The following is a 24,324-nucleotide window of genomic DNA, read 5'->3' on the forward strand; positions in this document are numbered from 1 at the left end:
AAGGCGGAAGGTACAACAAAATAACGTATAGGAAGGTGCTACACAGCATTTGCAATCCTGTGCAAACGGTGGAGCGACCATGCCATTGCGCTGCCTTTGTCTCCGCGGGCTAATCTTTCCGGAAATTTTTCCTAACGCGATTGCTGTGCCATCAGGCAACAACTGCGCCTGCCCAGGAAGCGATGGCGGTACTGCGGTGCGGGGTCTAGCTTCGGCGCTTCAAAGCCTCGGCGTGCGAGTCCCAGTGCAGCTACGCGAAAAAAACCCTCGAAACCGACTCATCGCGCGACACAATATCTAACGTCGTGCGATTTACGGGATTCTTTTATCTATAAAATCTATGTATTTTATATCTTAATATTCTCGTTGGCTTGCCAGGAGGATACCATGCCCAAAACCGAATCCAATCCCATCACGCTCGGAACCCGCGCGGCAGACTTCATCCTGCCCGACGCGGACGGCCATCTCCATACGTTGGCGGACTTCAAGGAGAGCCCGGCTTTGCTGGTCGCGTTCATCTCGAACCGCTGCCCCTTTGTCGTGCTGATCCGCGAAGCACTGGCGCAGTTCGCCCGTGACTATGCCGGGCGGGGGCTCGCCGTCGTCGCCATCAATAGCAACGACGCGCAGGCCCATCCGGAAGAGACGCTGGAGCGGGTCGGCGCCGAGGTGAAGACCTACGGTTACGGCTTTCCCTATCTCAAGGACGCGTCACAGGGCGTCGCCACGGCTTACGGTGCAGCCTGTACGCCGGATTTCTTCCTGTATGACCGCGATCGCAAGCTGACCTATCACGGCCAGTTCGATGATGCCCGCCCGGGCAACGGCAGGGATGTGACGGGCGCGGACCTGCGCGCCGCCGTCGATGCTGTGCTTCGCGGCGAGGCTGCCGGTGCAAAGCAGGTTCCTTCCATCGGCTGCAACATCAAATGGACGGCCGGCAACGAACCGTCCTGGTTTTCCACCGCCGCCTGATCGCAGTCGAAGACGGCCAGCTCTCGTGGGCTGGCCGCGTTTTCTCCTTCACAGACCGGAACACCATGGCATCGCGTCGCAAGCAACAGCCTGAAGAAGACGGGCGCCTCATCGAAACGGATGTCCTCGTCGTTGGCGGCGGGCCGTCCGCTGCCTGGGCCGCGCTGTCGGCGGCAGAGGCCGGCGCGCGAGTCGTTCTGGTCGACAAGGGATACCACGGCACCAGCGGCGCGACGGCGCCGTCCAACACGGGGACCTGGTGCATTCCGCCGGGCGAGGGGCGTGCAGCCTCCGTCGAGCAGCGGTTCAAGCGCACGGCCGGCCTTGCCGATCGCCGCTGGATGCTGCGCGCGGCGGACCGGGCCTATGAAAACCTGCAGAAACTGGTCGAATGGGGTTATCCCTTTCCGAGCGAGGAGGACGGCAGCCTCTACATCGCCAATCTGCGAGGCCCGGACTACATGCGCTTCATGCGCCAGCGCGTGCAGAAGGCCGGTGTCACCATTCTCGATCACCATCCGATCCTCGAACTGCTTGGCGACGACAACCATGTCGGCGGTGCGGCGGGGCTGGTGCGCCGCAACGGCGCGAGCTTTCGCGTGTCGGCCGGCGCAGTGGTCCTGGCGACAGGCGGTTGCGCCTTCTTCGAGCGCATTCTCGGCGGCACGGGCCTGACGGGCGATGGCAGCCTTTTCGCGGCGGAGGCCGGCGCTTCGCTCTCCGGCATGGAATTTACCGGCAAATATACGCTCTCTCCGCATGGCTCTTCGCTGAACAAGGGCCTGCCGTTCCGATGGGCGACCTTCTACCACGAGAACGGTGAGGTGCTGCGCAATGCCCAAGGGGACCCCGTGACGAACGGCATCGGCGGTGGGGAGCGGCAGGTGGCCGAGGCCTTGCTGACCGGCCCCGTCTACGCCCGGCTCGATCTTGCCGAGTCCGCCATGCAGGATTGGTTGCAGCGCGGCCAGCCAAACTGTTTCCAGCCCTATGACCGCATGGGTATCAATCCCTTCGAAGAGCGTTTTCGCGTGGAACTCAAATACGAGGGCACGGTGCGCGGCACGGGCGGCATTCGCATTGTTTCCTCCGATTGCAGCACTGGCGTTGCCGGTCTCTATGTTGCCGGAGACGCGGCAAGCCGCGAGAATGTCACTGGCGGCATTTCCGGCGGAGGGGCGATCAATGCCTCCTGGGCCATTGCCAGCGGCTGGTGGTCGGGCCATGGCGCGGCCCAACACGCCCGCCGCCGGCAGGCCAGGGACACTGCGCGTTTGCAGCCGCTTGGTACAACGGGCCTGCGTGGCAGCGCCGAGCGCGAGGATATCGATCTCGCCGCCACTGCGCGCGCTGTGCACGATGAAATCGTGCCGCTCGACAAGAGTTACTGGCGAACGGCCGAGACGTTGGATTCCAGCCAACGGGCACTGGACGATATCTGGCTTCAGCTAAACCAGGCCGGCCCCTCCGCCGGCATTGATCGTCTTCGGTCCCGTGAAGTGGCGTCGGTGACTGCAAATGCGCGCTGGACGGTTGCCGCAGCCCTGTTGCGCACCGAAAGCCGCGGCGTGCACCGTCGACGCGATTTTTCAGGTGAGGACGACGCCCAGGCAAGCCGCATCACCGTTTCCGGCCTCGACCGGGTGACGGCCGCGCGCGAAATCCTCGCCCTCGAAACGGTACGGGAGGGCTGAGCGATGATCGAAGTCATCTCGACCGACCGCTGCATCCGCTGCGACATCTGCGAGCGCATCTGTCCGGCCTTCGTTTTCGACCGGGACGAGACGGGGCTGCCCGTCATTGCCCGGCAGGACGACTGCCAGACGTGTTTTCTCTGCGAAATCTACTGCCCGACGGATGCGCTCTACGTCGCCGAAAACGCGCACGGGCCGATCGGCATCAGCGAGGCCGATGTCTTGGAACGCGACCTTTTCGGCACATACGCCCGTTCGCTCGGCTGGAACCGCGGGCGCGCCGGCGGCGCACAGAATGACCCGACCCGCCACATCCGCGTGGCGCAGGTCTGAAGGGAGATTGAACATGGAACGTATAGCCGTCAGCGCATTGCGCAAAACCTTTACGCTGAAGCCCGGGCAGACGGTGGCGGTCGACGGCGTGCTGTCCAACCGGATCGCGGTGCTGGATGGCGTCGACCTCACCATCAATCGTGGCGAATTCGTCACCGTCGTCGGCCCCTCGGGCAGCGGCAAGTCGGTGCTGCTCGATGTCATTGCGGGGCTGACCGAGGCGACCTCGGGAGGAGCGCGTATCGACGGCATCGAGGTGTCGAAACCGCATGCCCGCACGGCCTATGTCTTCCAGCAATACGCGCTCTTTCCCTGGCGTACCGCGTTGCAGAACGTCGAATATGCGCTGGAAGTGCGCGGCACGCCTGCCACTGAACGCCGCGAGAAGGCACTCTATTTCCTGCACCTCTTCGGCCTCCACGGTTTTGAGGACCGCTATCCGTCGCAACTTTCCGGCGGCATGCAGCAGCGTGTGGCGATCGCCCGCGCGCTTTCCACAGATCCGCAGGTGCTGCTGATGGACGAGCCGTTCGCAGCCCTCGACGCCCAGACCCGCGACATCCTGCAAAGCGAACTTCTGCGCATCTGGGAGCAGATCAAGACCACCGTCGTCTTCGTGACCCATTCGATCGACGAGGCGATTTATCTGGCCGACCGCGTCGTCGTGATGACCGCCCGCCCGGCGAGCGTCAAGGAGATCGTCGCGATAGACCTGCCGCGTCCGCGCGATCTCGATATCCGCAACAGCGAGGCCTTCAATGCCTACCGTTCTCGCGTCTGGGAAAGCCTGCGCGACGAGGTGGTGAAGGCCCAGCGCGACTGGGCGCTCGCTTCCAGCTACGCCAATTGAGGGAGGGCCCGATGAGCCTGATCGCCGACCGCAGCCTGCCGCTACGCACCACCTTTTCCCTGCGCCGTAAACGCGCCCGGGAGAAGGCGCCGACCGCGCTCTCGGAGTTCTTCTCCACCATCACGATCGGCCTGCCGGCACTTGCCGCCTTCGCACTCCTCTGGGAGGTCGCACCGCGTGCCGGGTGGATCAATTCGCTGTTCTTTCCGCCGCTCAGCCAGGTGCTGGCGGTTCTGTGGGAGATGATCGTCTCCGGCCAGCTTGCCGACCATATCGGCATCAGCTTGCAACGCGCCGCGATCGGCTTTGCCCTTGCCGTCGTCACCGCCGTGCCGCTCGGCTTCCTGATGGGACGCTATCCGCTCTTTGAGCGGGCCTCCGATTTCCTCGTCCAGACCCTGCGCAACACATCGCAATTCGCGCTGCTGCCGGTCTTCATCCTGCTGCTTGGCATCGGCGAGGCCTCGAAGATCGCCATCACCTTCTACGCCGCCGTCTTCTTCCTGCTGATCAATACGATCGTCGGCGTGAAGTCGGTCGACCCGCTGCTCCTCAAGGCGGCGCGCTCGATGGGCACGTCGGACTGGGACCTTTTCAAGAAGGTGATCTTCCCCTCGGCCATTCCCTCGATCGTCGCGGGTGCCCGGCTCGGCGTGAAGACATCGCTCTTCTCGGTGATCGCGGCCGAGATGCTCGCCGCCCAGTCAGGCATCGGCTACCTCATCCAGAATTCATCACTGATGTTGGAAACCGACCGCATGTATGCCGGGATCCTGACGCTGACCATCGTGGGCCTCGTGCTCAACTACCTGCTCGTCGCCGGTGAAAAGCGCGCCACCCATTGGCGGGGCAGCGGCGAGAGCGGCCCTAACTGAACCTCCCTTCATTCTCTTGATGACCCATCGATCTCGAAAGGATCCATCCATGATATCCCTTCCGCTCCGCCGGACGCTTTTGAAACTGGCGCTTGCACTTTCCCTCCTGCCTGTCGCAGCTGCTGCCCCGGCCTTTGCAGATGAGGCCAAGCCTGATGTAATCCGCATCGGCTCGACGGCGCCCGGTCACCTGAAGTTCATCCTCTATCGCAACAAGAAGCTGCTGGAGGACGAATTCGCCAAGGACGGCATCAAGATCGAGCTGACGACCTTCGATGGCGGCTCGGCTGCCACCGTCGCGCTCGGTTCCGGCGCGATAGACTTCACCTATATCGGCAACAATCCGTCGCTGCGCCTGGCCGCGGCCGGCGCGGATGTGAAGCTCGTTGGCCTATCGAGCTGGAACCGCTCCAACGAAACGCAGATCGTCGTGAAGCCGGATTCACCGATCCAGAAGATCGAGGACCTGAAAGGCAAGAAGGTCGCCTATCTTTCCGGTACCGTGCGCCACTCGACCTTCGCCAAGGCGTTGAATGCTGCCGGTCTTTCGCTCAAAGACGTGGAAAGCCTCAACCTCGGGATCGAAAGTTCCGGTCCGGCCCTTTCCCGCGGTGATGTCGATGCCATCGTTGAGAGCACCGGCCCGGTCCAGGCGCTGGTCGAAAAAGGCGGCGCGCGGGTGATCTTCGATGCCGGCGTTTCCGGCAGCCCGGAATGGGCCGTTCCCCACCTCATCAGCGTCAATGGCGATTTCGCCCGCAAATATCCCGAGATCGTGACGCGCCTGCTCGCGGTCGATATCGCGACGGCGCGCTGGGCGGATGCGAACCCGGAAGAGACGATTGCGATCTTCGTCAAGGAAACCGGCAACAGCGACAAGGCGGTGCGGGCGACTTATCCGGACGGCAAGTTCTTCCAGGATCCCGAGATCACCGAAGAGGCAGTGCGCGCGCTTCAAGGCGAGGAAACCTTCATGGCGGATGCCGAGCTTCTGAAGGGCAAGGTCAACTACGACACCTGGATCGACCGCTCCTTCTACGACGCCGCCCTGAAAAGGGTTGCCGCCAGCAACTGACCATATAGGCTTGGGTGCCGGCGCAGGCGCGCCGGCCCATTTTTTGATGTCGTGATGTCCTCCATTCCCGCTCCGCCGCTCCCTCTTCACCGCACCCGCATTGTCCCGGCCGTCGTCGCCGTGGCCTTCTTCATGCAGATGCTCGACAGCACGATCATCGCGACGTCGCTGCCGGCCATGGCGAAGGCCTTTTCGACGGATGTGGTGACGCTCAATGTCGGGTTCACCGCCTATCTGCTCGCCATGGCGGTGTTCATCCCGCCGGCCGGCTGGCTCGCCGACCGGTTTGGCGCGCGGGAGGTTTTCCTGTCCGCCATCGTGTTGTTCACGCTGGCGTCCATCGCGTGTGGTTACTCCGGTTCGCTTTGGGAGTTCACGGCTGCGCGGCTTTTTCAGGGGGCATCGGCAGCTCTGATGACGCCTGTGGGGCGCCAGCTCGTGCTGCGTGGTGCGCCGAAGGCCGAACTGGTCCGGGCGATTGCCACCATCACCTGGCCAGCGTTGATCGCGCCGGTGATCGGTCCGCTGATCGGCGCGTGGATCACCACCCATGCCGGATGGCAGTGGAATTTCTTCATCAACCTGCCGCTCGGCCTTCTTGGCGTGGTGCTGGTTGCCTTCTTCGTGCCGCACGCGCCGGCAGAGGGGCGGCGGTCCTTAGACCTCGTCGGCTTTCTTCTGACTGGCAGCGCCCTAGCCTTGACGCTGGCAGGGCTTGAATTGTCCAGCGCATCGACTGGTGGAGCCGGTGCTCTCGCCATTCTGGCCGTGGGCGTGCTGATGGGCTTCGTCGCGATCCTTCACCTTAAACGCACGACGCATCCACTTCTCGATCTGGCAGTGCTGAAGGTCCCGACGTTCGCCTTTGCCACGCTTTCGGCGGGTACCGCAGGGCGGCTGGCCGTCAATGCCACACCGTTTCTGCTGCCGCTGCTCTTCCAGGTCGGCCTTGGCCTTGACGCGGTGGAGACAGGCACGCTCATTCTCGTCTATTTCCTGGGCAACCTGCTGATGAAGAGCGTGACGACGCCTGCGTTGCGCCTCTTTGGTTTCCGTACCGTGCTGGTCGTCAACGGCCTCGTCGCGGCCCTGACGATCGGTGCCTTCGCCTTCATCGACGGTGAAACGCCGCGTCTTCTCCTCTTCGCGCTGCTCATTGCCTGCGGCCTCTCACGCTCCATGCAGTTCACAGCGCTGACGACGATTGCCTTCGCCGATGTCACGCCGGCGCAGCGGAGTGCGGCAGCGACGATCTCGGCGATGTTGCAGCAGCTTGCGCAACTGCTCGGCGTGGCCGTGGCGGCGGTCGTGATGCGCCTGTCGTCCTACCTTGCTCCGCCGGCCGCGGACGGCGGCATGCTGATGGACATTCGTGCGGCCTTCCTCTGTGTCGCGGTCATCGGCTTTGTCTCCGCGCTGCGTTTTCTGGCACTCCCCGCCGGTGCCGGCGCGGAAGTTTCCGGACATCGGCGTCGCTAGACGCCACGATGGGCGCATCGCGCGGTAGCGCGAAAAAGCCTCCGCTTCATTGCAGACACTCTACGTGACCCACGGTCATTGAGCCTTTCAAGGCGCAGGTCAATTTTGATGGTTTACAATAGTAATACAATATGATGTTTTAAGCGTGCTGCCGAGCGGCAGCTTTCTTTGGGAGGAAATCATGAAATTCAAAATCGCACTCGCGAGTGCCACGATCCTTGCTGTCTCGATGTTCGGCGCTGCGTCCGCCGCCGACCTGACGGTAGGTTTTTCGCAGATCGGATCCGAGTCGGGCTGGCGCGCCGCTGAAACGACCCTGACCAAGCAGCAGGCCGAACAGCGCGGCATCGACCTCAAATTCGCCGATGCCCAGCAGAAACAGGAAAACCAGATCAAGGCGTTGCGCTCCTTCATCGCGCAGGACGTCGATGCCATCCTCGTCGCACCGGTCGTCGCCACCGGCTGGGACGAAGTGCTGCAAGAAGCCAAGGACGCGGAAATCCCGGTCATCCTGCTCGACCGCACGGTCGACGCCTCGCAGGATCTCTACATGACCGCCGTCACCTCGGACCTGGTGCATGAAGGCAAGGTCGCCGGCCAGTGGCTGGTCGACACGGTCGCCGGAAAGCCCTGCAATGTCGTCGAGCTTCAGGGCACGACCGGCTCCTCGCCGGCGATCGACCGCAAGAAGGGCTTTGAAGAAGCGCTTGCCGGCAAGGAAAACCTGAAGATCGTCCGCAGCCAGACCGGTGACTTCACCCGCACCAAGGGCAAGGAAGTCATGGAAAGCTTCCTGAAGGCGGAGGACGGCGGCAAGAACATCTGCGCACTCTACGCCCACAATGACGACATGGCCGTCGGCGCCATCCAGGCGATCAAGGAAGCCGGCCTGAAGCCGGGCACCGACATCCTCATCGTCTCGATCGATGCTGTTCCGGATATCTTCCAGGCGATGGCGGCCGGCGAGGCGAATGCCACCGTCGAACTGACCCCGAACATGGCCGGCCCCGCCTTCGACGCCCTCGATGCCTTCCTCAAGGATGGCAAAGCGCCGCCGAAGTGGATCCAGACGGAATCCAAACTCTACACCCAGGCCGACGATCCGGCGAAGGTCTATGAGGAGAAGAAGGGCCTCGGCTACTGATTTCTCCCAAGCGCCCCGCGTCCAGCTCCTAACGCGGCGCGGGGCATTTGCCTTGCCCGTCGCTTCCCTTTCGGGAGGCGACGGTCGGCGACGTTCATACGGGTGGCATTATGCAGCCGGTCAATTCCTATGTTCTCTCGGCGACGGCGATCGACAAGATCTTCCCCGGTGCCAAGGCGCTGAATCACGTCGACTTCTCGCTGAGGCGCGGCGAGGTGCACGCCCTGCTCGGTGAAAACGGGGCGGGCAAATCGACGCTCGTCAAATGCCTGACGGGCGCCTATCGCCGCGACGGCGGTCATATCCTCGTCGATGGCGCAGAGGTCGATCCACGCAACACGCTGGAGGCGCAGAACCTCGGCATCGGCACGGTCTACCAGGAGGTGAACCTTCTGGCCAACCTGACGGTCGCCGAAAACCTCTTTCTCGGCCGTCAGCCGAAGCGCTTCGGCCTGGTGAATGCCCGCGAGATGAACCGGCGCGCCAGGGCTCTGCTTGCCGAGTACGAACTCGACATCGATGTTACCGCCGAGCTTGCGGCCTATTCCGTGGCCGTGCAGCAGGTCGTCGCGATCGCCCGTGCCGTCGATCTTTCCGGCAAGGTGCTGATCCTCGACGAGCCGACGGCGAGCCTCGACGCGCATGAAGTCGCGATGCTCTTCCGCATCGTGCGGCGCCTCAAGGAGCGCGGCCTCGGCATCGTCTTCATCACCCACTTCCTCGAGCAGGTCTATGAAATCTCCGACCGCATCACCGTGCTGCGCAACGGGCAGCTCGTGGGCACACGGGAGACCGTCGACCTGCCGCGCCGCGATCTCATCGCCATGATGCTCGGCCGTGAACTGGTGCAAGAGGTCACGGCCCAGCACGGGCCGAAGGGCGAGGGCGGCGATGTGCGCTTTCGCTTCCGCAATTTCGGCCGCAAGGGCCACATCCAGCCCTTTGACCTCGATGTGCGCACCGGCGAGGTGGTCGGCATCGCCGGCCTGCTCGGCTCGGGCCGTACGGAGACGGCCGAAATCCTGTTTGGCGCCGAGCGTGCCGATAGCGGCACGGCGGAGGTGGATGGCCGTGTGCTCGACCTGTCCTCGCCGCGCGCGGCAATCCGCGAGAAATTCGGCTTCTGCCCGGAAGACCGTAAGATCGATGGTATTGTCGGCGATCTTTCCGTGCGCGAGAACATCGCGCTCGCCCTGCAGGCCCGGCGCGGCTGGACGCGGCCGATCAGCCGCAGCGAGCAGGACCGCTTGGCGGATCAGTACATCAAGGCGCTCGACATCCGCACGACGGACCGGGAAAAACCGATCAAGCTGCTCTCCGGCGGCAACCAGCAGAAGGCGATCCTCGCCCGCTGGCTGGCGACCAATCCGGATTTCCTGATCCTCGACGAACCGACGCGCGGCATCGATGTCGGCGCGCATGCGGAAATCATCCGCCTTATCGAATCTCTCTGTGAAAAGGGCATGTCGCTGATCGTGATCTCTTCCGAACTCGAAGAACTCGTCGCCTATTCGAGCCGCGTCATCGTGCTGCGCGACCGGGTGCATGTCGCCGAACTGGTGGGCGATCAGGTGACGACGGCCGGAATCGTCGAGGCCATCGCGTCGTCAACCGGGAGGGCGGGCGCATGACCTCGACCCTCAAGGCCTATGCCATCCGCCTTCTTCCGCAGATCGTGGCACTCGCCCTCATCCTGCTCATGGTGTCGATTGCCTTTCCCGGTTTCTTCAAGCTCGAAATACAGAATGGTCGGCTCTACGGCAGCGTGATCGACATTCTCAATCGCGGTGCGCCGGTGGCGCTGCTCGCCATAGGCATGACGGTCGTCATCGCCACCAAGGGCATAGATCTGTCCGTCGGGGCGGTCATGGCGATCTGCGGCGCCGTTTCCGCCGCCTGCATAACGTCCGGCCACGGGCTGGCGATGACGCTGATCATCACCCTTGGCACCGGCATCCTCTGCGGCCTTTGGAACGGATTTCTCGTCGCCGTGCTCGATATCCAGCCGATCATCGCGACGCTGGTGCTCATGGTCGCGGGTCGCGGTATCGCGCAGCTCATCACCGAAGGCGCCATCCTCACCTTCAATGATGCGGGCCTGATCTTCATCGGCAGCGGGTCGCTTTTCGGCCTGCCCATGCCGGTGGTCATCTGGCTTGGCTTCGGCCTCATCGTCGCGCTCCTCGTGCGCCGCACGGCACTTGGCATGCTGATCGAAGCCCTCGGCGTCAATCGTCGCGCCTCCACGCTGTCGGGCGTCTCGACCCGCGTGCTGCTGATGGCTGCCTACGTGCTTTGCGGCCTCTGCGCCGCCATCGCGGGCATCATCGTCGCGGCCGATATCCGCGGTGCGGACGCCAACAATGCAGGTCTCTGGCTGGAACTCGATGCGATCCTCGCGGTGGTCGTCGGGGGGACGTCGTTGCTCGGCGGGCGGTTCTCGATCGCAGCCTCCCTGCTAGGTGCCCTCATCATCCAGTCGATCAATACGGGTATCCTGCTCTCCGGCTTCCCGCCCGAATTCAACCTCATCATCAAAGCCGCGATCATCGTGCTGATCCTGGTCATCCAGTCGCCACGTGCGCAATCGGCCTTCGTCTTCCTCTCTCACCCACGGGCACAGGACAAGAAGACGGAGCAGGAGGCGAAATGAACCCGCGTTATCTTCCCCTTGCCGCCACGGTGGCAATCTTCCTGATCGCCTATGCCATCTGTTTTGCGCAATACCCGAACATGCTGTCGACGCGGGTGATCGGCAACCTGCTCACCGATAATGCCTTTCTCGGCATCGCCGCCGTCGGCATGACCTTCGTCATCCTCTCGGGCGGCATCGACCTGTCGATCGGCGCGGTCATCGCGTTCACGGGCGTGTTCCTCGCGGTCCTGCTCGAATCGACGTCGATCCACCCGCTGGCGGCCTTCGCACTGGCGCTCGTCGTCACCACGGCATTCGGGGCGCTGATGGGGGTGATCATCCACCACCTCGAAATGCCGCCTTTCATCGTCACGCTGGCGGGCATGTTTTTGGCGCGCGGCATGGCCTTCGTGCTGTCGATCGACTCTATCCCGATCAAACACCCGTTCTACGCCACGCTGAAGAGCCTCTACTACAAGCTGCCCGGCGGAGGGCGCATCACGCTGATCGGCGGCCTGATGCTTCTGGTCTTCCTGGCAGGCATGCTGATTGCGCACCGCACCCGTTTCGGCGCGAACGTCTATGCGCTCGGCGGCGGTGCAGCGACGGCGCGGCTGATGGGCGTGCCGATCGGCCGCACGACGATCCTGATCTACGCGCTTTCCGGTTTCCTCGCCGGCCTCGCCGGGATCGTCTTTTCGCTCTACACCTCGGCGGGCTATTCGCTGGCAACGGTCGGCGTGGAACTGGATGCCATTGCTGCGGTGGTTATCGGCGGCACGCTTCTGACGGGTGGCTCCGGCTTCATCGCCGGCACGCTGGTTGGTATTCTCATCCAGGGGCTCATCCAGACCTACATCACCTTCGATGGCTCGCTGTCGAGCTGGTGGACGAAGATCCTCATCGGCCTGCTGCTCTTCGCTTTCATCCTTCTCCAGAAGGGGCTCATCCATGTCACGGGTCGAAGGAGGCGGTATGCCTGACGTCCACCCGGCCCCGCTTGCTGCTCGACGGCGCCGAGGTTAGCGGGCCGATGCGCAAAAAGGGCCTGCTCGAAACGATGGTGAGTGGAGCGGTGGCGCATACCAGCCACTCGCAGGTCGTCACCGAACTCGGCAAGGCCATCGTTTCCGGCGAGTTTCCCGTCGGAGCCACGCTGCCCGGCGACGTCGAGCTGGCAGCCCGCTTCGGGGTGTCGCGCACCGTTCTGCGCGAGGCGATGAAGACGCTCGCCGCCAAGGGGCTCATCGTGCCGCGCGCCCGCATCGGCACGCGGGTGACGCCCAAGGACCAGTGGAACCTCTTCGACGGCGACATCCTCACCTGGCATTTTGCTGTCGGCGTGGACAAGGATTTCCTGCTGCATCTCAGCGATATCCGCGGCGGTTTCGAGCCGCATGCCGCGGCACTAGCGGCCCGCCATGCGAGCGAGGCGGAAATCAACCAGATGATGCGCCTCGCCGTCGCCATGGGCGACCCGGATCATACGCCGGAAACACTGGCGCTGGCCGATCTTCGCTTTCACCTCGCGGTGATGGAGGCCTCGCACAATCCGTTCATGCGCACCGTCGGCAGCCTCATCGAAGCGGCGCTTGCCGGGGTCTTCAAGCTGAGTTCTCCGGCCGCCGATCGGGGCAAGATCGGCGACGTGGCGGCCAATCACATGCGGATCGTCGAGGAAATCCGCCGCCGTGACGAGGAAGGCGCGCGCCAGGCGATGTGGAACGTCATCCGTGTCGGCCGGCGGCGCATTCTTTCGGGGGTGGATGATAGAGGGGGCTGAAGGCTATCAAGCGCCAGCCCCCTCGATTGGTGCAACCTGCTATTTGACGAAGGCCTTGCCGAGACCCATGGCCCGCTCCACGATCATGATCACGCCCAGCGTCAGCAGGATCAGCAGCGCGGAGGCTGCGGCGACCAGCGGATCGGCCTGGTTGTAGACGTAATTATAGAGTTCGACGGGCAAGGTGCTGATGCGCGGGCCGGTGAGGAACAGCGTGATCACCACTTCGTCGAAAGAGACCAGGAAGCAAAGTGCCGAGGCGGCAACGATGCCGGGTGTCAGCATGGGCACGGTGACGCGGAAGAACACGGTCAGCGGCTTGGCGCCGAGCGTGCGTGCCGCCTCTTCGCAGGCGCGGTCCTGCGTGCTCAGTGATACGGCCAGCACACGCAGCGCATAAGGCAGGGTCACCACCAGATGAGCGAAGACCAGGCCCTGCATCGTCGCAAGCAGCCCGAAGGAGGCGAAGACGATAAGGATGGCGAGGCCGAGCACGATGGTCGGCAGCAACAGCGGCGCGGTGAAGAGGTTGAACAGCAGGTCGCGGCCGGCGAAACGCAGCCGGGTCATCACCCAGGCGGCGGGCACCCCGATAAGGATCGACAGCGCGGTTACGACCGCCGCCAGCGACAGGCTCGTCCAGAACGCCTTCAGCATCTGGCTGTTGGCAAACAGCGCGGAGTACCAGCGCGTCGACCAGGAAGATGGCGGGAAGCGCAGCACCTGGTCGCCGGAAAACGACAGCGGGAAGACGAGGATCACCGGCGCCAGCAGGTAGACGAACAGCATGAAGACGATGATGCGCATCGGCCAGGAGGTCTTGTGGATTTCCATTGGGTTTTCCTCCTAGTCCAGACGCCGCAGCACGACGGAATAAGCCCACAGCGCCGCACCGAAGACGATGAGCACGAGGATCGACAGCGTCGAGGCGAGCGGCCAGTTGAGCGTGACGATCGCCTGGTCGTAGATCTCGGTCGCGAGCAGGAAGACGCGCCCGCCGCCCATCAGCTTCGGCGTGATGAAGGACGAGACGGCCAGCACGAAGCAGAGCAGGCAGCCGAGCGCGATACCGGGCAGCGTCAAGGGCAGGATGACCTTGGTGAAGGTGCGGGTAGGCGTGGCGCCGAGCGTGCGCGCGGCTTCCTCCACCCGCGGATCGAGCCGGCCGAACCCTGCCATCAGCGCGAGGATCATATAGGGCATCAGGATTTCGGTGAGGCCGATGAAAACGCCCTTGATGTTGAACATCAGGCTCGGCGCCGGCAGGCCGACCGCCTTGATCGCGCTGACCACCGGCCCATCGTCGGTAAGGATGGCGATCCAGCCATAGGTGCGCACCACCGCGGAGGTGAGCAGCGGCGAGATGACGAGCACCGTGAGGAAGGTCCGCCAGGAGCCTGACGCCCGGTGCAGGTAGAGCGCGATCGGATAGGAGACGACGAGTGTCGTCAGCGTGATCGCCAGGCTGATCCAGACGGAGTTGAACACCAGTTCGAGATAGAACGGATCGCTGAGCAGGCCCGCCCAGTTCTTCCAGGTGAAGACCGCCTCCATGCCACCGCCGATACGCGACTTGTTGAAGGAATAGCGTGCGAGGTTCAGGACCGGCAGGATGAAGCCGACCGCGTTGATGAGTGCGATCGGCAAGAGCAGGAGGACGGCGAGCTCGCCGTCGCGCCATTGGCGAGCGGGGCGGGGAAGGGCGGGGACGGCGCTCATTTCTCGTCCGCCGGATAAACGAGGGTGTCTTCCGCCGACCAGCCGAGCGTGACGCCGTCATCGACGGCAAGCGGGCTGCGATCGCGCCGCGTCGCTTCTTCCACGACGATCTCGTCGCCGCCAACGCGCACCGCATATTGCACGAGGTCGCCAATGAAGGTGATACCCGACACGCTGCCTTGCACCTTGTTCGCGGCCTCGCCCGTCTCCTGCAGGCGGATGCGGTGCGGGCGCACGAGGATGTCGACGGCACCCGGCGCCAGCGTCGTGGCGGAACGCAGCTGCTGGCCCGCGGCCATCAGCGTGCCTTCCGATGTGACAGCACCCTTGAGACGGTTCGTGCGGCCGACGAAATTTGCGACGAAGGCCGTTGCCGGCCGCTCGTAGACTTCGGTCGGCGTACCGAATTGCTCGACCTGGCCGCCCCGCATCACCACGACACGGTCGCACATCGAAAGCGCCTCGACCTGGTCATGCGTGACGAAGACGGCGGTGATGCCGCTCTGCTGCTGGAGGGCGCGGATCTGTACGCGCATCTCGTCGCGCAGCTTCGCGTCGAGGTTCGACAGCGGCTCGTCGAGAAGCAGGATCGACGGTTCGATGACAAGCGCGCGGGCGAGCGCCACGCGCTGCTGCTGGCCGCCGGACAGTTCTTTCGGTTTGCGGTGGGCGAGATGGCCGAGCTGGACCATCTCCAGCGCCTGCGTCGCGCGAGCCTCTGCATCCCGCGCCGAAACGTTGCGCATCTGCAGGCCGAATGCGACGTTGCGCGCGACGTTCATATGCGGAAACAATGCATAGCTCTGGAACACCATGCCCATGTCACGATCATGGATGGGCAGGCGCGTGATATCGCGCCCGCCCACCATGATCTGGCCCCGGGAGGGTTTGTTGAGGCCCGCGATGATACGCAGCGTCGTGGTCTTTCCACATCCCGACGGGCCGAGAAAGGCGACCATCTCGCCCTTGCGGACGGAAAGATCGAGCGAGGGGATCACGTTGACAGCGCCGAAGCTGACGCCGATCCCTTCCAGTCTGAGATGCTCCTCCGGAGCGGAAGTCATGGGCATGGGGCAACTCCTGGGGCAATTCCAGCAAAAGGCGCAGCAGTTCTACGGGTGGAATTGCGGAAAAACAAAGAGATAGAGCGTTTTCGCGATTCGGGGAAAAGCGAAAACGCTCTGGACCGGGATCAGCGGCTAAGCGGAATGACGCGGCGGCGCCACTGCTCGGTGATGGCTTCGCGGATCTTGGCGACCTCGAGCCAGTTGATGTCGATCATCTTGTCCATCGCACCGGCGGCGGTGCGCTCGATCGCCTTTTCCGAGATCAGCGCTGCCGCCTTGGCGTTGGTGGGTGCGTAGAACATCTGCTCGGTGAAGGCGGCTTGTGCCTCCGGGCTCAGCGCATAGTCGATGAACTTCTTGGCGCTTTCGCTGGCAGGTCCCCCTTTGATGAGGCCGATCACGTTGATCTGGAAGCCGCTGCCTTCTTCCGGCAGCACGACGCCGAGCTTGCCGTCCGAGAGATCGGCATAGACCTGCGCACGGGCATTCCAGCCGATGCCGATCGCTGCCGTGCCGCTGGAGATCGGCTGGTAGACGTCCGGCCGCGGCTCCCAGGTCTGGACGAGGGGCGCGAGCGCCTCAAGCCGCGTGATGCCAGCCTCGACGCTTTCGATGTAGTTTGTGCCACCCGCCATCTTGTCGGTGATGATGGTGAACGTCGTGCCCTGGATATCCGGCACGGCTGGGATCGAGACCTGTTTGGCATATTGCTCGTCCCAGAGCGCATTCCACGAGGTCGGCGCCTGTTTCACCTTGTCGGTGTTGTAGAGCAGGATGAGATTGTCGAAGGTAACGCCGACTGCATTGACGCCCTCCACTTTCGCCTGCGGATAGAGGTCGGCGATATGTTTCGTGACCGTATCGTCCATCGGGGCGAAAATGCCCTCGTCGGTTGCCGCCTTCGCCACCGAGACGTCCATGATGGCGATGTCGATCTGCGGGGCGCTGGCCTGCGCCCTGAGCGTGCCCAGCATCTGGGCGGAGTTGGGCATGCCGTAGAACTCGACGGTGATGTCCGGATTGGCCTTCATGAAGGGCTCGACGACGGCCTTCACGTAGTTTTCCTGGAAGATGCCGGAATAGGCCGTCAGCACGACGGTATCGGCCATCGCCACAGAGGTGGCGAGGGACATTGCGAGCGCGGCAAGGCCAACGCGGGTTGCGTGTCTGATGGTGGTCATGAGTTTTCCTCCACTCTTGAACCGATTGTTCCCATTATGTTTATCGTATTGGGCCGCCTCAGGCGGCCGAGGCTTCCACGATTCTCGTGGCGCCGGAAATGTCGGGCAGCTTTTCGCCGTTGCGCAGCCGCTCGAGCAGGACGAGTTCGCTTTCCTGCATGCCGAGCGCCTTGTCGACGGCCCATTCCGCCTTCGACGGATCAAGCACCAGCACGCCGCTCTCGTCGGCAATGATGGCGTCGCCGGGGTTGACCGTCTGCCCGCCGACCGAGACCGGCACGTTGATCGCGCCTTCGAGGCCGAGGATCTTGGTGGTGATCGGCGAGGGGCCGCGGCACCACATCGGCAGGTCGACGCGGCGAATTTCGGAAAAGTCGGTCGCCGGGCCGTCGATGACCGCGCCGACGATGCCGCCGAGCTTCATCGAATGGGTGACCACGCCGCCCCAGCAGGCATGTTTATCGTCGCCGCAGCGGTCGACGACGATGAAGTCGCCCGGCCGCACCAGCTTGGTGAGATAGTGCAGGATGGTCGAGTCGGCGTGCGGCAGGCGCACGGTGACGGCCGTGCCGGCGATACGCTTTTCCGGAAGGACCGCACGTAGTTCCCGGTTCAGGAAGCCGGAATGCAGGAAATGGCCGACCGTCGCGGTCTCGACCTGTTCCATCTTCTTGATGAGTGCCGGAGCGATCTGCTGCGGCATGGCATTGACGATGAACATATGAGATTTCCTTACAGAACGTGATGCTGGGCGACGGGCACGTCGCGGCGCACCGTGCCGATGCGATCAAGGTCGAGGCGGGCCGAGGCGGTGCTGACGCCGTCCGAGCACTGGGCGACCATGTGACCCCAGGGGTCGATGACCATGGAATGGCCCCAGCACCACTTCTTGCCGTCCGCATGGGTGCCGGCCTGGCCGACCGCGGCGAAATAGGTCTGGGTCTCGATGGCGCGGGCTCGGGCAAGCACTTCCCAATGGTCCTTGCCGGTCATCAGCGTGAAGGCGGCGGGCAGCACGATGACGTCCGCACCCTTGTCGCGCAGCGCCCGGAAGAGTTCGGGGAAGCGGATGTCGTAGCAGATGGCGCAGCCCACAGTGGTGTCGCCGACCTTGTAGGTTACCACATCCTCGCCACGGCCGATCGTGTCGGACTCGCGGTAGGAGACACCGCCGGGCGTGTCGACGTCGAACAGGTGGATCTTGCGGTACTTTGCGATTTCCTTGCCCTCGGGGCCGAAGACCACGGTGGCATTGTAGTGGTTGTTGCCGGATTTTTCGACCATCGAGCCGCAATGCAGCGTCACGCCGAGTTCCTTGGCAAGCGCTGCGAAGCGCTGATAGGTCGGACCGTCCGGAAAGCTTTCGCCGCTGCCGTGGACCGCATCGCGACCCTCGCCGAGAAAGGCGAAATATTCTGGCAACACCACCAGATCCGGCGTCTCGGCGGCCACAACCTCACGCACCATACGCTCGGCGTCGTCGAGGTTTTTCGCTTTGTCGGAACCGGAATTCATTTGCACAACACTGATCTTCATCGAAGTCCTCCAAGTCTCAGTCGGGGTATCGTCATGCCTTGCGATTGGAATGACAAACGATAAAGAATTGTCGGGAGCGATAGAAAAAACTTGTGTGGATTGTTTTACGCCGTAATGCCTTTCGTATCGAGAGAGGCTTCGCGCGCAATCACCGAAAGCATTGAAGGGATTAGGTTTTCCGGGTCGTCGACGTAGACGGCGTGCAGTTTCAGGGCGGGGAAATGCGGCGTGATCGACAATAGCTCGACGACGCCCTCCGCTATCATCGGCACCACCATGGGCACCGGTAGCAGCGCGACGCCGATGCCGTCGCGGGCAAGTCGCAACATGGCGGAAAGCGAGTTGGAGTTTGAAATGACCGGCGGCTGCACGCCGAGTTCCTCGAACTGCCGGAGCAGCCAGACATGCGGCACGCTGTTGCGCGAGAAGGTGAGCACCGGATAGTTGGAAAGGTCCTGCAGGCGGAGTTCGCGGCCACCGAGCCCGAAAGATGGGGTAGCGACCCAGGCGCATTCCATGGTGCCGAGATCGATGTTCTTGAGGCCCGGGGTGAGAACCGGGCCCATCAGCAGCGCGAGATCGAGCCGTCGCTCGCTGACCTCGCGGCCGATCGCCAGTGACGTATCGACATTGAGGTCGAGCCCGAGCGAAGGAAAGCGTTCCTTCACGCGCTCGATGAAATTGGGCAGCCAGGCATGCACGATGGAATCGATGGTGCCGATAGACACGGTGGCGCGCAAATGCTGCGGGCTGCCGATCGCGACCTTGAAACTTGTGGCGGCTTTCAGCAGTTCTTCGGCGGGTTGCATGGCGCGCTGGCCGATGGTCGAGAGCCGCACGCCGCCTGGCATCCGCTCGAAAAGTTCGCAGCCCATCTCAGCCTCAAGGCTGGCGATGCGGTTGGAAACAGCCGCCTGTGTGGCGTTCAGCCGCTCGGCCGCGGCGCGAAAACTTCCGAGCCGCGCGACCCATACGAATGTTTCGACGAAGCGCAGATTCATTGCTGGTCCATTCCAAAAGCCGATAGCTGCCTCGATATATCGGCCGACCGAGAATTTCTACGCCTTACAACGGCTATGGGATAGTCCACCGGAATGACGCCGACCAAAGGAGGCGGCTGCATGAAACCTGTGACTCGGCTCACTCTACGTCCAGGGCGGGCGAGCCTATGTGAACCCGCGCGGCATGGTTGGATCGGTCATGTCGATCTCGATATGGACGAGGTTCGCAGTACCAGGCATGGCGGCGAGACGGCGCACGGTGCGGGGTCCAGTTGTCCCAGGCGGGCCAGAAGCAGATCGACCGCCGCTGCCGCGACCTGGTCCAGGTGAAGATCGACCGCTGTGAGGGGAGGGGTGGCCAGCTTGGCGCGCATGCCGTCATAACGCGTCGCGAGCCGAAGGTCGTGCGGGACCTTGCGACCGATAATGCTTGCAGCATCCAGAACCCCGGTTGCAAAGGCATCGACCGGGACGCAGAGGGCCGTGATGGTCGGATCGGCTCGAAGGAGGGTTTCGGTCGCCGCGGCCGCAGCCTGCTCGCCGCCGCGTTCGTCGACACGAATGGCAATGGGCGAGAAACCGGCTCGCGCGGCGCGCTCCGCATAGACGGCCTCGGTCTCGATATAGGAGTTGCGCCTTTGCAGGCCGGTTATCAGGCCGACGCGTCCACCGCCTTCGAGCAGGTGATCCAGCAGCAGATGCGCCGTCGCACCGCTTTGAAGATCCACGAAGGGCAGGCCATCCCGCCCGGGCGCGCGTCCGATGGAGACGACCTCCACGCCCCGGTCGAAAAAGAAATCCAGCACCGGATCATCGAGCTCCGGCTCGACGACGATGACGCCGTCCACTTCGAGGGCGTCCAGATTGTCGCGCGGCCCAAGCGGCGGGACGAGGCAAAGCGAGATGCCGCGCGAAAAGGCCGCCACAGCCGCGGCGGCCGCGATTTCCATGAGGAAGCCCAGTCTCGACGGGCCAGCGGCAACGGCGAATGGCATGGATGAGACAAGCGCAATCGCCCCGGCGCCGCCTGTCCGCAGGCGTCGTGCCCGATGATTCGGCCGGTAGCCCATTGCCTCTGCGAGCGCCTCGATGCGTTTGCGCGTTTCGGGATCTACGTAGCGGCGGCCGCTGAATGCATGCGACACCGTCGTGGCGGATACGCCCGCCGCCTTTGCAAGATCGGCAATAGTCGGTTTGCCCATGGTCCCTCCTGTTGAGACGTCTTAACATGACGGCTGCCCCATGCAAAACGATTTGCAGTGTGTAAAATTTATGCTAGAGACGTCGCCGTGCAAAACGATTTGCATGGCGGCTTGAGGAGGCCGGGAGGAGGAGAAATGGGATATGAACTGAATTCTGTGGTCGATCCGGCCGACGAGAGGCTGCCGCTGCGCAGTCTTTTCCTGTTCGGCCTGCAGCACGTGCTGGTGATGGCGGCCTCGCCGATCACTGCTGTCTTTCTGGTGAGCAAGGCGCTCGGTTTTTCCGATGCGGTGACGGTCTCGCTGATCAGCGCCACTTTCTTTGTCTGCGGCCTCGGGTCGATGCTTCAAAGTTTTGGGCCAAAAGGGTTCGGCGCCCGCTTGCCCTTCGTCATGGTGCCGGGTGGCGCGCCCATCGCCATCTTCCTGGCGATTGCGCAGCAGACGGATGTGCAGACGGCGGTCGGTGCCGTCATCATGACGGCCCTGTTCTATTTTCTGGCGTTGCCGGTCTTCCGCAGGCTCCTGCGTTACTTTCCGCCGATCGTCGTCGGAACCATGCTGCTGCTGGTCTCTGTCAATCTTGTGCGCATCTATGGCGTGACGATTACCGGCAAGCCTGGGACGGAGGGATTTGCGGCTCCCATCGAGGTCGGGCTGGCGCTGATCACCATCGTTCTCACGATCGTCGCCGCACGCGTCTTTAGCGGCACGCTTCAGCGGCTTGCCGTCATGTTGGGCCTCGTAGGCGGATCGCTCGTCGCGCTCGCCCTCGGCCATATGGATTTCTCCGGCGTACTGTCCGGGCCGGTCATCGCCGTGCCGCAGCTTTTCCCCTTCGGCATGCCGAAGTTCGATCTCATCGCCGCCATACCGCTCATCGTGTTTTCGATCATTTCGATGGCAGAGGCGACCGGCCAAACCATCGCGACCGCCGAAATCGTCGGGCGGCGCGGCGACGCCCATGTCATCGTTCCCGCGACCATTCGGGGCGATGCCTTGATGTCCCTGGTCGGTGGCCTGTTCGGCACGTCGCTGATCATCACCAGTGGCGAAAATGTCGGTATCGTGCGGGCGACCAACGTCAAGTCGCGCTATGTGACGGCCATGGCCGGCGCCATTCTCGTCGTGATTGCGCTGTTTGCGCCGATCGGGCGACTGGCGACGGCGCTGCCGGGCGCTGTCGTCGGCGGCACGGCGGTCATCGTCTTCTCCATCATCGGCGTCATCGGGATCGACCTGCTGCGTCGTGTCGACCTGCGCGAACACGGGGCGATGTTCACCCTGGCCTCGGCACTGTCGATCGGACTGCTGCCGATCCTGGTGCCCGGCGTCTACAGCCAGTTTCCGCAATGGACCCAGATGATCCTCGGCAACGGGCTTGCCGCCGGCACCGTCACCGCCGTGCTGGTCAATGCCCTCTTTGCCCATCACGGTGCTGAAAAACACCCGGCAGACCCGGCGCCCTCCCTGCAATCGACGACTCAAGGAGCCAACGAGTGAGCGCGATCCGCGAAAAACTGTCCAGAACCGGCGATCTGCTTCTGCGTCCGGGTCATGTGCTTTTGCCGGAAGGCCCGCGTGCTGGCATGGCGGTCGTCGTGCGCGCCGGGGTGTTTTGCCGGGTCGATACGGCGGAAGCCGTGGAGAGGGACTATCCGGACTTCGTGCCGCTCGACCTGCCGGATCATCTCCTGATGCCCGGCTTCGTCGATACCCACACGCACCTGACCCAGTCGCTCGGCAAGGCGCTGGTCTTCGGCGAGCCGTCGGAAATTTTCCGGCGGATCTGGGTGCCGTTGGAAGGCAGCCTGGACGAGCGCATGGTCTATCTTTCCGCCAAGCTCGCCGCATTGGAATGCCTGCGTGGCGGCTTCACGACCGCCGTCGATGCCGGCACCCGATCGGAGGGCCATATCGGCGCGCTGGTGCGGGCCGCGCGAGATGTCGGGCTGCGCAGTGTCGTCGGCTTTATCTGCAACGATCTCGGCGGCACGGCGCACATCCCGGATGCGGATGTCATCCTGCGCCAGGCCGAGGCGCACCTCTCCACCTACAAGCGTGACCCGCTGATCCATCCCTCGCTGGCGATATCCATTCCGGAAGTGGCGAGCGATGGGATGCTGAAGGCGGTCAGTGACATGGCCGGCGCGGACGGAGTGGTGTTCCAGACCCATGTCAACGAACATCTCGTTGCCGTCGAACGCTCCCTCGTGGCAAGGGGGCGCCGCCCAATCGAACATCTTGCACATCTGGGGGCGCTCGGCCCCCAGGTCCTGCTTGCGCATTCCACGCTCATCACGCCGCATGAACTCAATCTGCTGCGCGAGACCGGCAGCGCCGTTGCCTACAATCCCGTGGCCAGCCTCTGGAAGGGAAATGCGGTGGCGCCAGCGCTGCAGATGGCCGCACTCGGCATCCGGTTCGGGCTGGGTACGGACGGAACCCGTGCGGACGGGTTCCGGCTGATGGACGCGGCCGAAGGTTTGCAGCGCGCCGGCTTCGGCCTTGCGACGGGCGATTCATCCTGCGGTGGCGGGTGGCTCTGGCTCGACCGGGCGACATCTGGCGCTGCCAATGTCGCAGGCCTGGCCGGGGTTACTGGTTCGATCGCCGAGGGCCTGGCGGCCGACTTCCTGCTCGTCGATCTCGACCGGCCCGAATTTACCCCTTCGTACGATCTGATGTGGGAACTTGTCCGCTATGGCAATCGCGACCAGATCGACGCCGTCTTCACCAACGGGCAGCTTCGGCTTTGGCAAGGCTGGCCCGTCGACTGGGATGCACGGGCGCTACTGGCGGAGGTGCGCGGCGATGCTGCCGCAGCCATCGCGAAGGCGCCGATCCAGCGTATTCATCCGCTTTCCGAAGCGCACCGTCATCTCGGACACTACAAATGAGCCTTGAACTTTTCTTCATTCTGGCAGCGGTGACCTTCGTCGCTGCATTCATTCAGGGTGCCCTCGGTATCGGCTTTGCCCTGATCGTTGCCCCGATCGTCGGGATGCTGAAGCCCGATCTGCTGCCGGTCACCCTGCTCCTGCTGATGCTGCCGCTCAATCTGCACGTTGCGGTGCGGGAGCGCGAGCATGTCGACTGGTCGGGCGCCCGCTGGATCACGATGGGGCGGTTCGCGGGAACGTTTGCCGGTCTCTGGTTGCTGGCAGCCCTTTCGCTGGACCAACTGGATCTGGCAGTCGGCATTTTCACGGTGGTTGCCGCCGGCGCCGCCCTTATCGCCCCGCCTTTCACGCCGAACCGGCCGAGCGCACTCGGTGTCGGCCTGTTCACGGGTATTACCGAAACCGCGACCGGCATAGGCGGCCCCCCGCTCGCCTTGCTCTACCAGCACGCCAAAGCGCCGGTCCTGCGGGCAACGGTCGCACTCTGCTTCTTGGTTGGCGAGGTCATGTCGCTTGTCGTGCTGGCGATTTCGGGACGCGTGGGCTCCGAGCAGCTTCTGGCTGCCCTCTATCTGACGCCCGCGGTTCTGCTGGGAAGTGCTGTCTCAAGGCTCGCGCACCATCGCATCGGCGGTCGCGGCCTGCGGATCGGCGTCCTGAGCTTTGCCATCGTCAGCGGATTGTTTCTTATCGTTCGCTGAGGGAGGTCAGGGAGTGATCCCGAGCCCGGTCCTCCCTTGAGCAATCTTCTAGCGGCCCGCCAGTCTTCCGTTGAAGGTGCTCATGTGGTATGCGAAATCCTTTTCGATTTGACACGATATAAGAGCTAAAGTGTATTCTGTTTGGATCGGCCTCGACCTGCTGATCTCAAC

The 24,324-nt window shown here is 63.5% G+C and carries 23 protein-coding genes; 15 read left to right on the forward strand and 8 right to left on the reverse strand.

Translation table 11 applies throughout. From position 1 onward, the window contains the following. The first annotated feature begins 387 nt into the window (after window positions 1-387). From ACT6VE_RS07670 to ACT6VE_RS07725, 12 genes are all read left to right on the forward strand, one after another. Window positions 388-975 (forward strand): thioredoxin family protein, encoded by a 588-nt coding sequence (locus ACT6VE_RS07670; protein ID WP_444798015.1) that lies wholly within the window; start codon window positions 388-390, stop codon window positions 973-975. 65 nt (window positions 976-1,040) lie between these two features. Continuing rightward, window positions 1,041-2,669: an FAD-dependent oxidoreductase gene (locus ACT6VE_RS07675; protein WP_444798016.1), complete on the forward strand. Its 1,629-nt coding sequence runs from the start codon at window positions 1,041-1,043 to the stop codon at window positions 2,667-2,669. Between the two features lie 3 nt (window positions 2,670-2,672). Beyond that, complete coding sequence (locus ACT6VE_RS07680) at window positions 2,673-3,002, forward strand: 4Fe-4S dicluster domain-containing protein (RefSeq protein ID WP_069062697.1); 330 nt, start codon at window positions 2,673-2,675, stop codon at window positions 3,000-3,002. Between the two features lie 13 nt (window positions 3,003-3,015). Then, window positions 3,016-3,852 carry an ABC transporter ATP-binding protein gene (locus ACT6VE_RS07685; RefSeq protein WP_444798017.1) on the forward strand — a complete coding sequence of 279 codons (837 nt, stop codon included), beginning with the start codon at window positions 3,016-3,018 and terminating at the stop codon, window positions 3,850-3,852. Between the two features lie 11 nt (window positions 3,853-3,863). Further along, complete coding sequence (locus ACT6VE_RS07690) at window positions 3,864-4,727, forward strand: ABC transporter permease (protein WP_069062699.1); 864 nt, start codon at window positions 3,864-3,866, stop codon at window positions 4,725-4,727. Between the two features lie 49 nt (window positions 4,728-4,776). Then, window positions 4,777-5,802, forward strand: a complete 1,026-nt coding sequence (locus ACT6VE_RS07695; protein WP_444798018.1) for an aliphatic sulfonate ABC transporter substrate-binding protein — start codon at window positions 4,777-4,779, stop codon at window positions 5,800-5,802. A gap of 54 nt (window positions 5,803-5,856) precedes the next feature. Further along, entirely contained in the window at window positions 5,857-7,281 is a 1,425-nt protein-coding gene (locus ACT6VE_RS07700) for an MFS transporter (RefSeq protein WP_444798019.1), read from the forward strand. Between the two features lie 181 nt (window positions 7,282-7,462). Continuing rightward, window positions 7,463-8,425, forward strand: a complete 963-nt coding sequence (gene ytfQ / locus ACT6VE_RS07705; RefSeq protein WP_444798020.1) for a galactofuranose ABC transporter, galactofuranose-binding protein YtfQ — start codon at window positions 7,463-7,465, stop codon at window positions 8,423-8,425. A 110-nt stretch (window positions 8,426-8,535) separates the two neighbouring features. Further along, entirely contained in the window at window positions 8,536-10,056 is a 1,521-nt protein-coding gene (gene ytfR, locus ACT6VE_RS07710; protein WP_444798021.1) for a galactofuranose ABC transporter, ATP-binding protein YtfR, read from the forward strand. Continuing rightward, entirely contained in the window at window positions 10,053-11,078 is a 1,026-nt protein-coding gene (locus ACT6VE_RS07715) for an ABC transporter permease (protein ID WP_444798022.1), read from the forward strand. The genes ytfR and ACT6VE_RS07715 overlap by 4 nt, the downstream gene beginning before the upstream one ends. Next, window positions 11,075-12,043 carry a galactofuranose ABC transporter, permease protein YjfF gene (gene yjfF / locus ACT6VE_RS07720; RefSeq protein ID WP_444798023.1) on the forward strand — a complete coding sequence of 323 codons (969 nt, stop codon included), beginning with the start codon at window positions 11,075-11,077 and terminating at the stop codon, window positions 12,041-12,043. Before ACT6VE_RS07715 ends, yjfF begins: the two co-directional genes overlap by 4 nt. Before the next feature lie 50 nt (window positions 12,044-12,093). Continuing rightward, on the forward strand, window positions 12,094-12,843 hold the full coding sequence (locus ACT6VE_RS07725; RefSeq protein WP_444798024.1) for a FadR/GntR family transcriptional regulator: 750 nt from the start codon (window positions 12,094-12,096) through the stop codon (window positions 12,841-12,843). A 39-nt stretch (window positions 12,844-12,882) separates the two neighbouring features. Here the strand turns inward: ACT6VE_RS07725 and ACT6VE_RS07730 are convergent, their stop codons facing one another. From ACT6VE_RS07730 to ACT6VE_RS07765, 8 genes are all read right to left on the reverse strand, one after another. Continuing rightward, window positions 12,883-13,677: an ABC transporter permease gene (locus tag ACT6VE_RS07730; protein ID WP_444798025.1), complete on the reverse strand. Its 795-nt coding sequence runs from the start codon at window positions 13,675-13,677 to the stop codon at window positions 12,883-12,885. 12 nt (window positions 13,678-13,689) lie between these two features. After that, window positions 13,690-14,562 (reverse strand): ABC transporter permease, encoded by an 873-nt coding sequence (locus tag ACT6VE_RS07735; RefSeq protein ID WP_444798026.1) that lies wholly within the window; start codon window positions 14,560-14,562, stop codon window positions 13,690-13,692. Further along, on the reverse strand, window positions 14,559-15,626 hold the full coding sequence (locus ACT6VE_RS07740; RefSeq protein ID WP_444798262.1) for an ABC transporter ATP-binding protein: 1,068 nt from the start codon (window positions 15,624-15,626) through the stop codon (window positions 14,559-14,561). The genes ACT6VE_RS07735 and ACT6VE_RS07740 overlap by 4 nt, the downstream gene beginning before the upstream one ends. Before the next feature lie 128 nt (window positions 15,627-15,754). After that, entirely contained in the window at window positions 15,755-16,810 is a 1,056-nt protein-coding gene (locus tag ACT6VE_RS07745; protein WP_444798027.1) for an ABC transporter substrate-binding protein, read from the reverse strand. Window positions 16,811-16,868: 58 nt separating this feature from the next. Continuing rightward, complete coding sequence (locus tag ACT6VE_RS07750) at window positions 16,869-17,531, reverse strand: RraA family protein (protein WP_444798028.1); 663 nt, start codon at window positions 17,529-17,531, stop codon at window positions 16,869-16,871. An 11-nt stretch (window positions 17,532-17,542) separates the two neighbouring features. Continuing rightward, window positions 17,543-18,346 carry a carbon-nitrogen hydrolase family protein gene (locus ACT6VE_RS07755; protein ID WP_444798029.1) on the reverse strand — a complete coding sequence of 268 codons (804 nt, stop codon included), beginning with the start codon at window positions 18,344-18,346 and terminating at the stop codon, window positions 17,543-17,545. Between the two features lie 104 nt (window positions 18,347-18,450). Further along, complete coding sequence (locus ACT6VE_RS07760) at window positions 18,451-19,347, reverse strand: LysR family transcriptional regulator (protein WP_444798030.1); 897 nt, start codon at window positions 19,345-19,347, stop codon at window positions 18,451-18,453. A gap of 197 nt (window positions 19,348-19,544) precedes the next feature. Continuing rightward, the gene (locus ACT6VE_RS07765; protein ID WP_444798031.1) at window positions 19,545-20,549 is read right to left on the reverse strand and encodes a substrate-binding domain-containing protein; all 1,005 of its coding nucleotides are present in this window, start codon (window positions 20,547-20,549) and stop codon (window positions 19,545-19,547) included. Between the two features lie 135 nt (window positions 20,550-20,684). Between ACT6VE_RS07765 and ACT6VE_RS07770 the strand changes: the two genes are divergently transcribed. From ACT6VE_RS07770 to ACT6VE_RS07780, 3 genes are read left to right on the forward strand one after another with little or no spacing between them, the layout of a single operon-like run. After that, window positions 20,685-22,052: a uracil-xanthine permease family protein gene (locus tag ACT6VE_RS07770; protein ID WP_444798032.1), complete on the forward strand. Its 1,368-nt coding sequence runs from the start codon at window positions 20,685-20,687 to the stop codon at window positions 22,050-22,052. Continuing rightward, complete coding sequence (locus tag ACT6VE_RS07775; protein WP_444798033.1) at window positions 22,049-23,449, forward strand: amidohydrolase; 1,401 nt, start codon at window positions 22,049-22,051, stop codon at window positions 23,447-23,449. The genes ACT6VE_RS07770 and ACT6VE_RS07775 overlap by 4 nt, the downstream gene beginning before the upstream one ends. Next, window positions 23,446-24,153 carry a sulfite exporter TauE/SafE family protein gene (locus tag ACT6VE_RS07780; RefSeq protein WP_444798034.1) on the forward strand — a complete coding sequence of 236 codons (708 nt, stop codon included), beginning with the start codon at window positions 23,446-23,448 and terminating at the stop codon, window positions 24,151-24,153. The genes ACT6VE_RS07775 and ACT6VE_RS07780 overlap by 4 nt, the downstream gene beginning before the upstream one ends. The last annotated feature ends 171 nt before the right edge of the window (window positions 24,154-24,324 follow it).

The organism is Shinella sp. (assembly GCF_052438155.1).
Taxonomy (GTDB): Bacteria; Pseudomonadota; Alphaproteobacteria; order Rhizobiales; family Rhizobiaceae; genus Shinella.

Excerpts from the sequence above, each read along its gene's own strand:
- ACT6VE_RS07670 (WP_444798015.1), top strand. The coding sequence starts at position 388 with ATGCCCAAAACCGAATCCAATCCCATCACGCTCGGAACCCGCGCGGCA.
- ACT6VE_RS07675 (WP_444798016.1), top strand. The coding sequence starts at position 1,041 with ATGGCATCGCGTCGCAAGCAACAGCCTGAAGAAGACGGGCGCCTCATC.
- ACT6VE_RS07680 (WP_069062697.1), top strand. The coding sequence starts at position 2,673 with ATGATCGAAGTCATCTCGACCGACCGCTGCATCCGCTGCGACATCTGC.
- ACT6VE_RS07685 (WP_444798017.1), top strand. The coding sequence starts at position 3,016 with ATGGAACGTATAGCCGTCAGCGCATTGCGCAAAACCTTTACGCTGAAG.
- ACT6VE_RS07690 (WP_069062699.1), top strand. The coding sequence starts at position 3,864 with ATGAGCCTGATCGCCGACCGCAGCCTGCCGCTACGCACCACCTTTTCC.
- ACT6VE_RS07695 (WP_444798018.1), top strand. The coding sequence starts at position 4,777 with ATGATATCCCTTCCGCTCCGCCGGACGCTTTTGAAACTGGCGCTTGCA.
- ACT6VE_RS07700 (WP_444798019.1), top strand. The coding sequence starts at position 5,857 with ATGTCCTCCATTCCCGCTCCGCCGCTCCCTCTTCACCGCACCCGCATT.
- ytfQ (WP_444798020.1), top strand. The coding sequence starts at position 7,463 with ATGAAATTCAAAATCGCACTCGCGAGTGCCACGATCCTTGCTGTCTCG.
- ytfR (WP_444798021.1), top strand. The coding sequence starts at position 8,536 with ATGCAGCCGGTCAATTCCTATGTTCTCTCGGCGACGGCGATCGACAAG.
- ACT6VE_RS07715 (WP_444798022.1), top strand. The coding sequence starts at position 10,053 with ATGACCTCGACCCTCAAGGCCTATGCCATCCGCCTTCTTCCGCAGATC.
- yjfF (WP_444798023.1), top strand. The coding sequence starts at position 11,075 with ATGAACCCGCGTTATCTTCCCCTTGCCGCCACGGTGGCAATCTTCCTG.
- ACT6VE_RS07725 (WP_444798024.1), top strand. The coding sequence starts at position 12,094 with ATGCGCAAAAAGGGCCTGCTCGAAACGATGGTGAGTGGAGCGGTGGCG.
- ACT6VE_RS07730 (WP_444798025.1), bottom strand. The coding sequence starts at position 13,677 with ATGGAAATCCACAAGACCTCCTGGCCGATGCGCATCATCGTCTTCATG.
- ACT6VE_RS07735 (WP_444798026.1), bottom strand. The coding sequence starts at position 14,562 with ATGAGCGCCGTCCCCGCCCTTCCCCGCCCCGCTCGCCAATGGCGCGAC.
- ACT6VE_RS07740 (WP_444798262.1), bottom strand. The coding sequence starts at position 15,626 with ATGACTTCCGCTCCGGAGGAGCATCTCAGACTGGAAGGGATCGGCGTC.
- ACT6VE_RS07745 (WP_444798027.1), bottom strand. The coding sequence starts at position 16,810 with ATGACCACCATCAGACACGCAACCCGCGTTGGCCTTGCCGCGCTCGCA.
- ACT6VE_RS07750 (WP_444798028.1), bottom strand. The coding sequence starts at position 17,531 with ATGTTCATCGTCAATGCCATGCCGCAGCAGATCGCTCCGGCACTCATC.
- ACT6VE_RS07755 (WP_444798029.1), bottom strand. The coding sequence starts at position 18,346 with ATGAAGATCAGTGTTGTGCAAATGAATTCCGGTTCCGACAAAGCGAAA.
- ACT6VE_RS07760 (WP_444798030.1), bottom strand. The coding sequence starts at position 19,347 with ATGAATCTGCGCTTCGTCGAAACATTCGTATGGGTCGCGCGGCTCGGA.
- ACT6VE_RS07765 (WP_444798031.1), bottom strand. The coding sequence starts at position 20,549 with ATGGGCAAACCGACTATTGCCGATCTTGCAAAGGCGGCGGGCGTATCC.
- ACT6VE_RS07770 (WP_444798032.1), top strand. The coding sequence starts at position 20,685 with ATGGGATATGAACTGAATTCTGTGGTCGATCCGGCCGACGAGAGGCTG.
- ACT6VE_RS07780 (WP_444798034.1), top strand. The coding sequence starts at position 23,446 with ATGAGCCTTGAACTTTTCTTCATTCTGGCAGCGGTGACCTTCGTCGCT.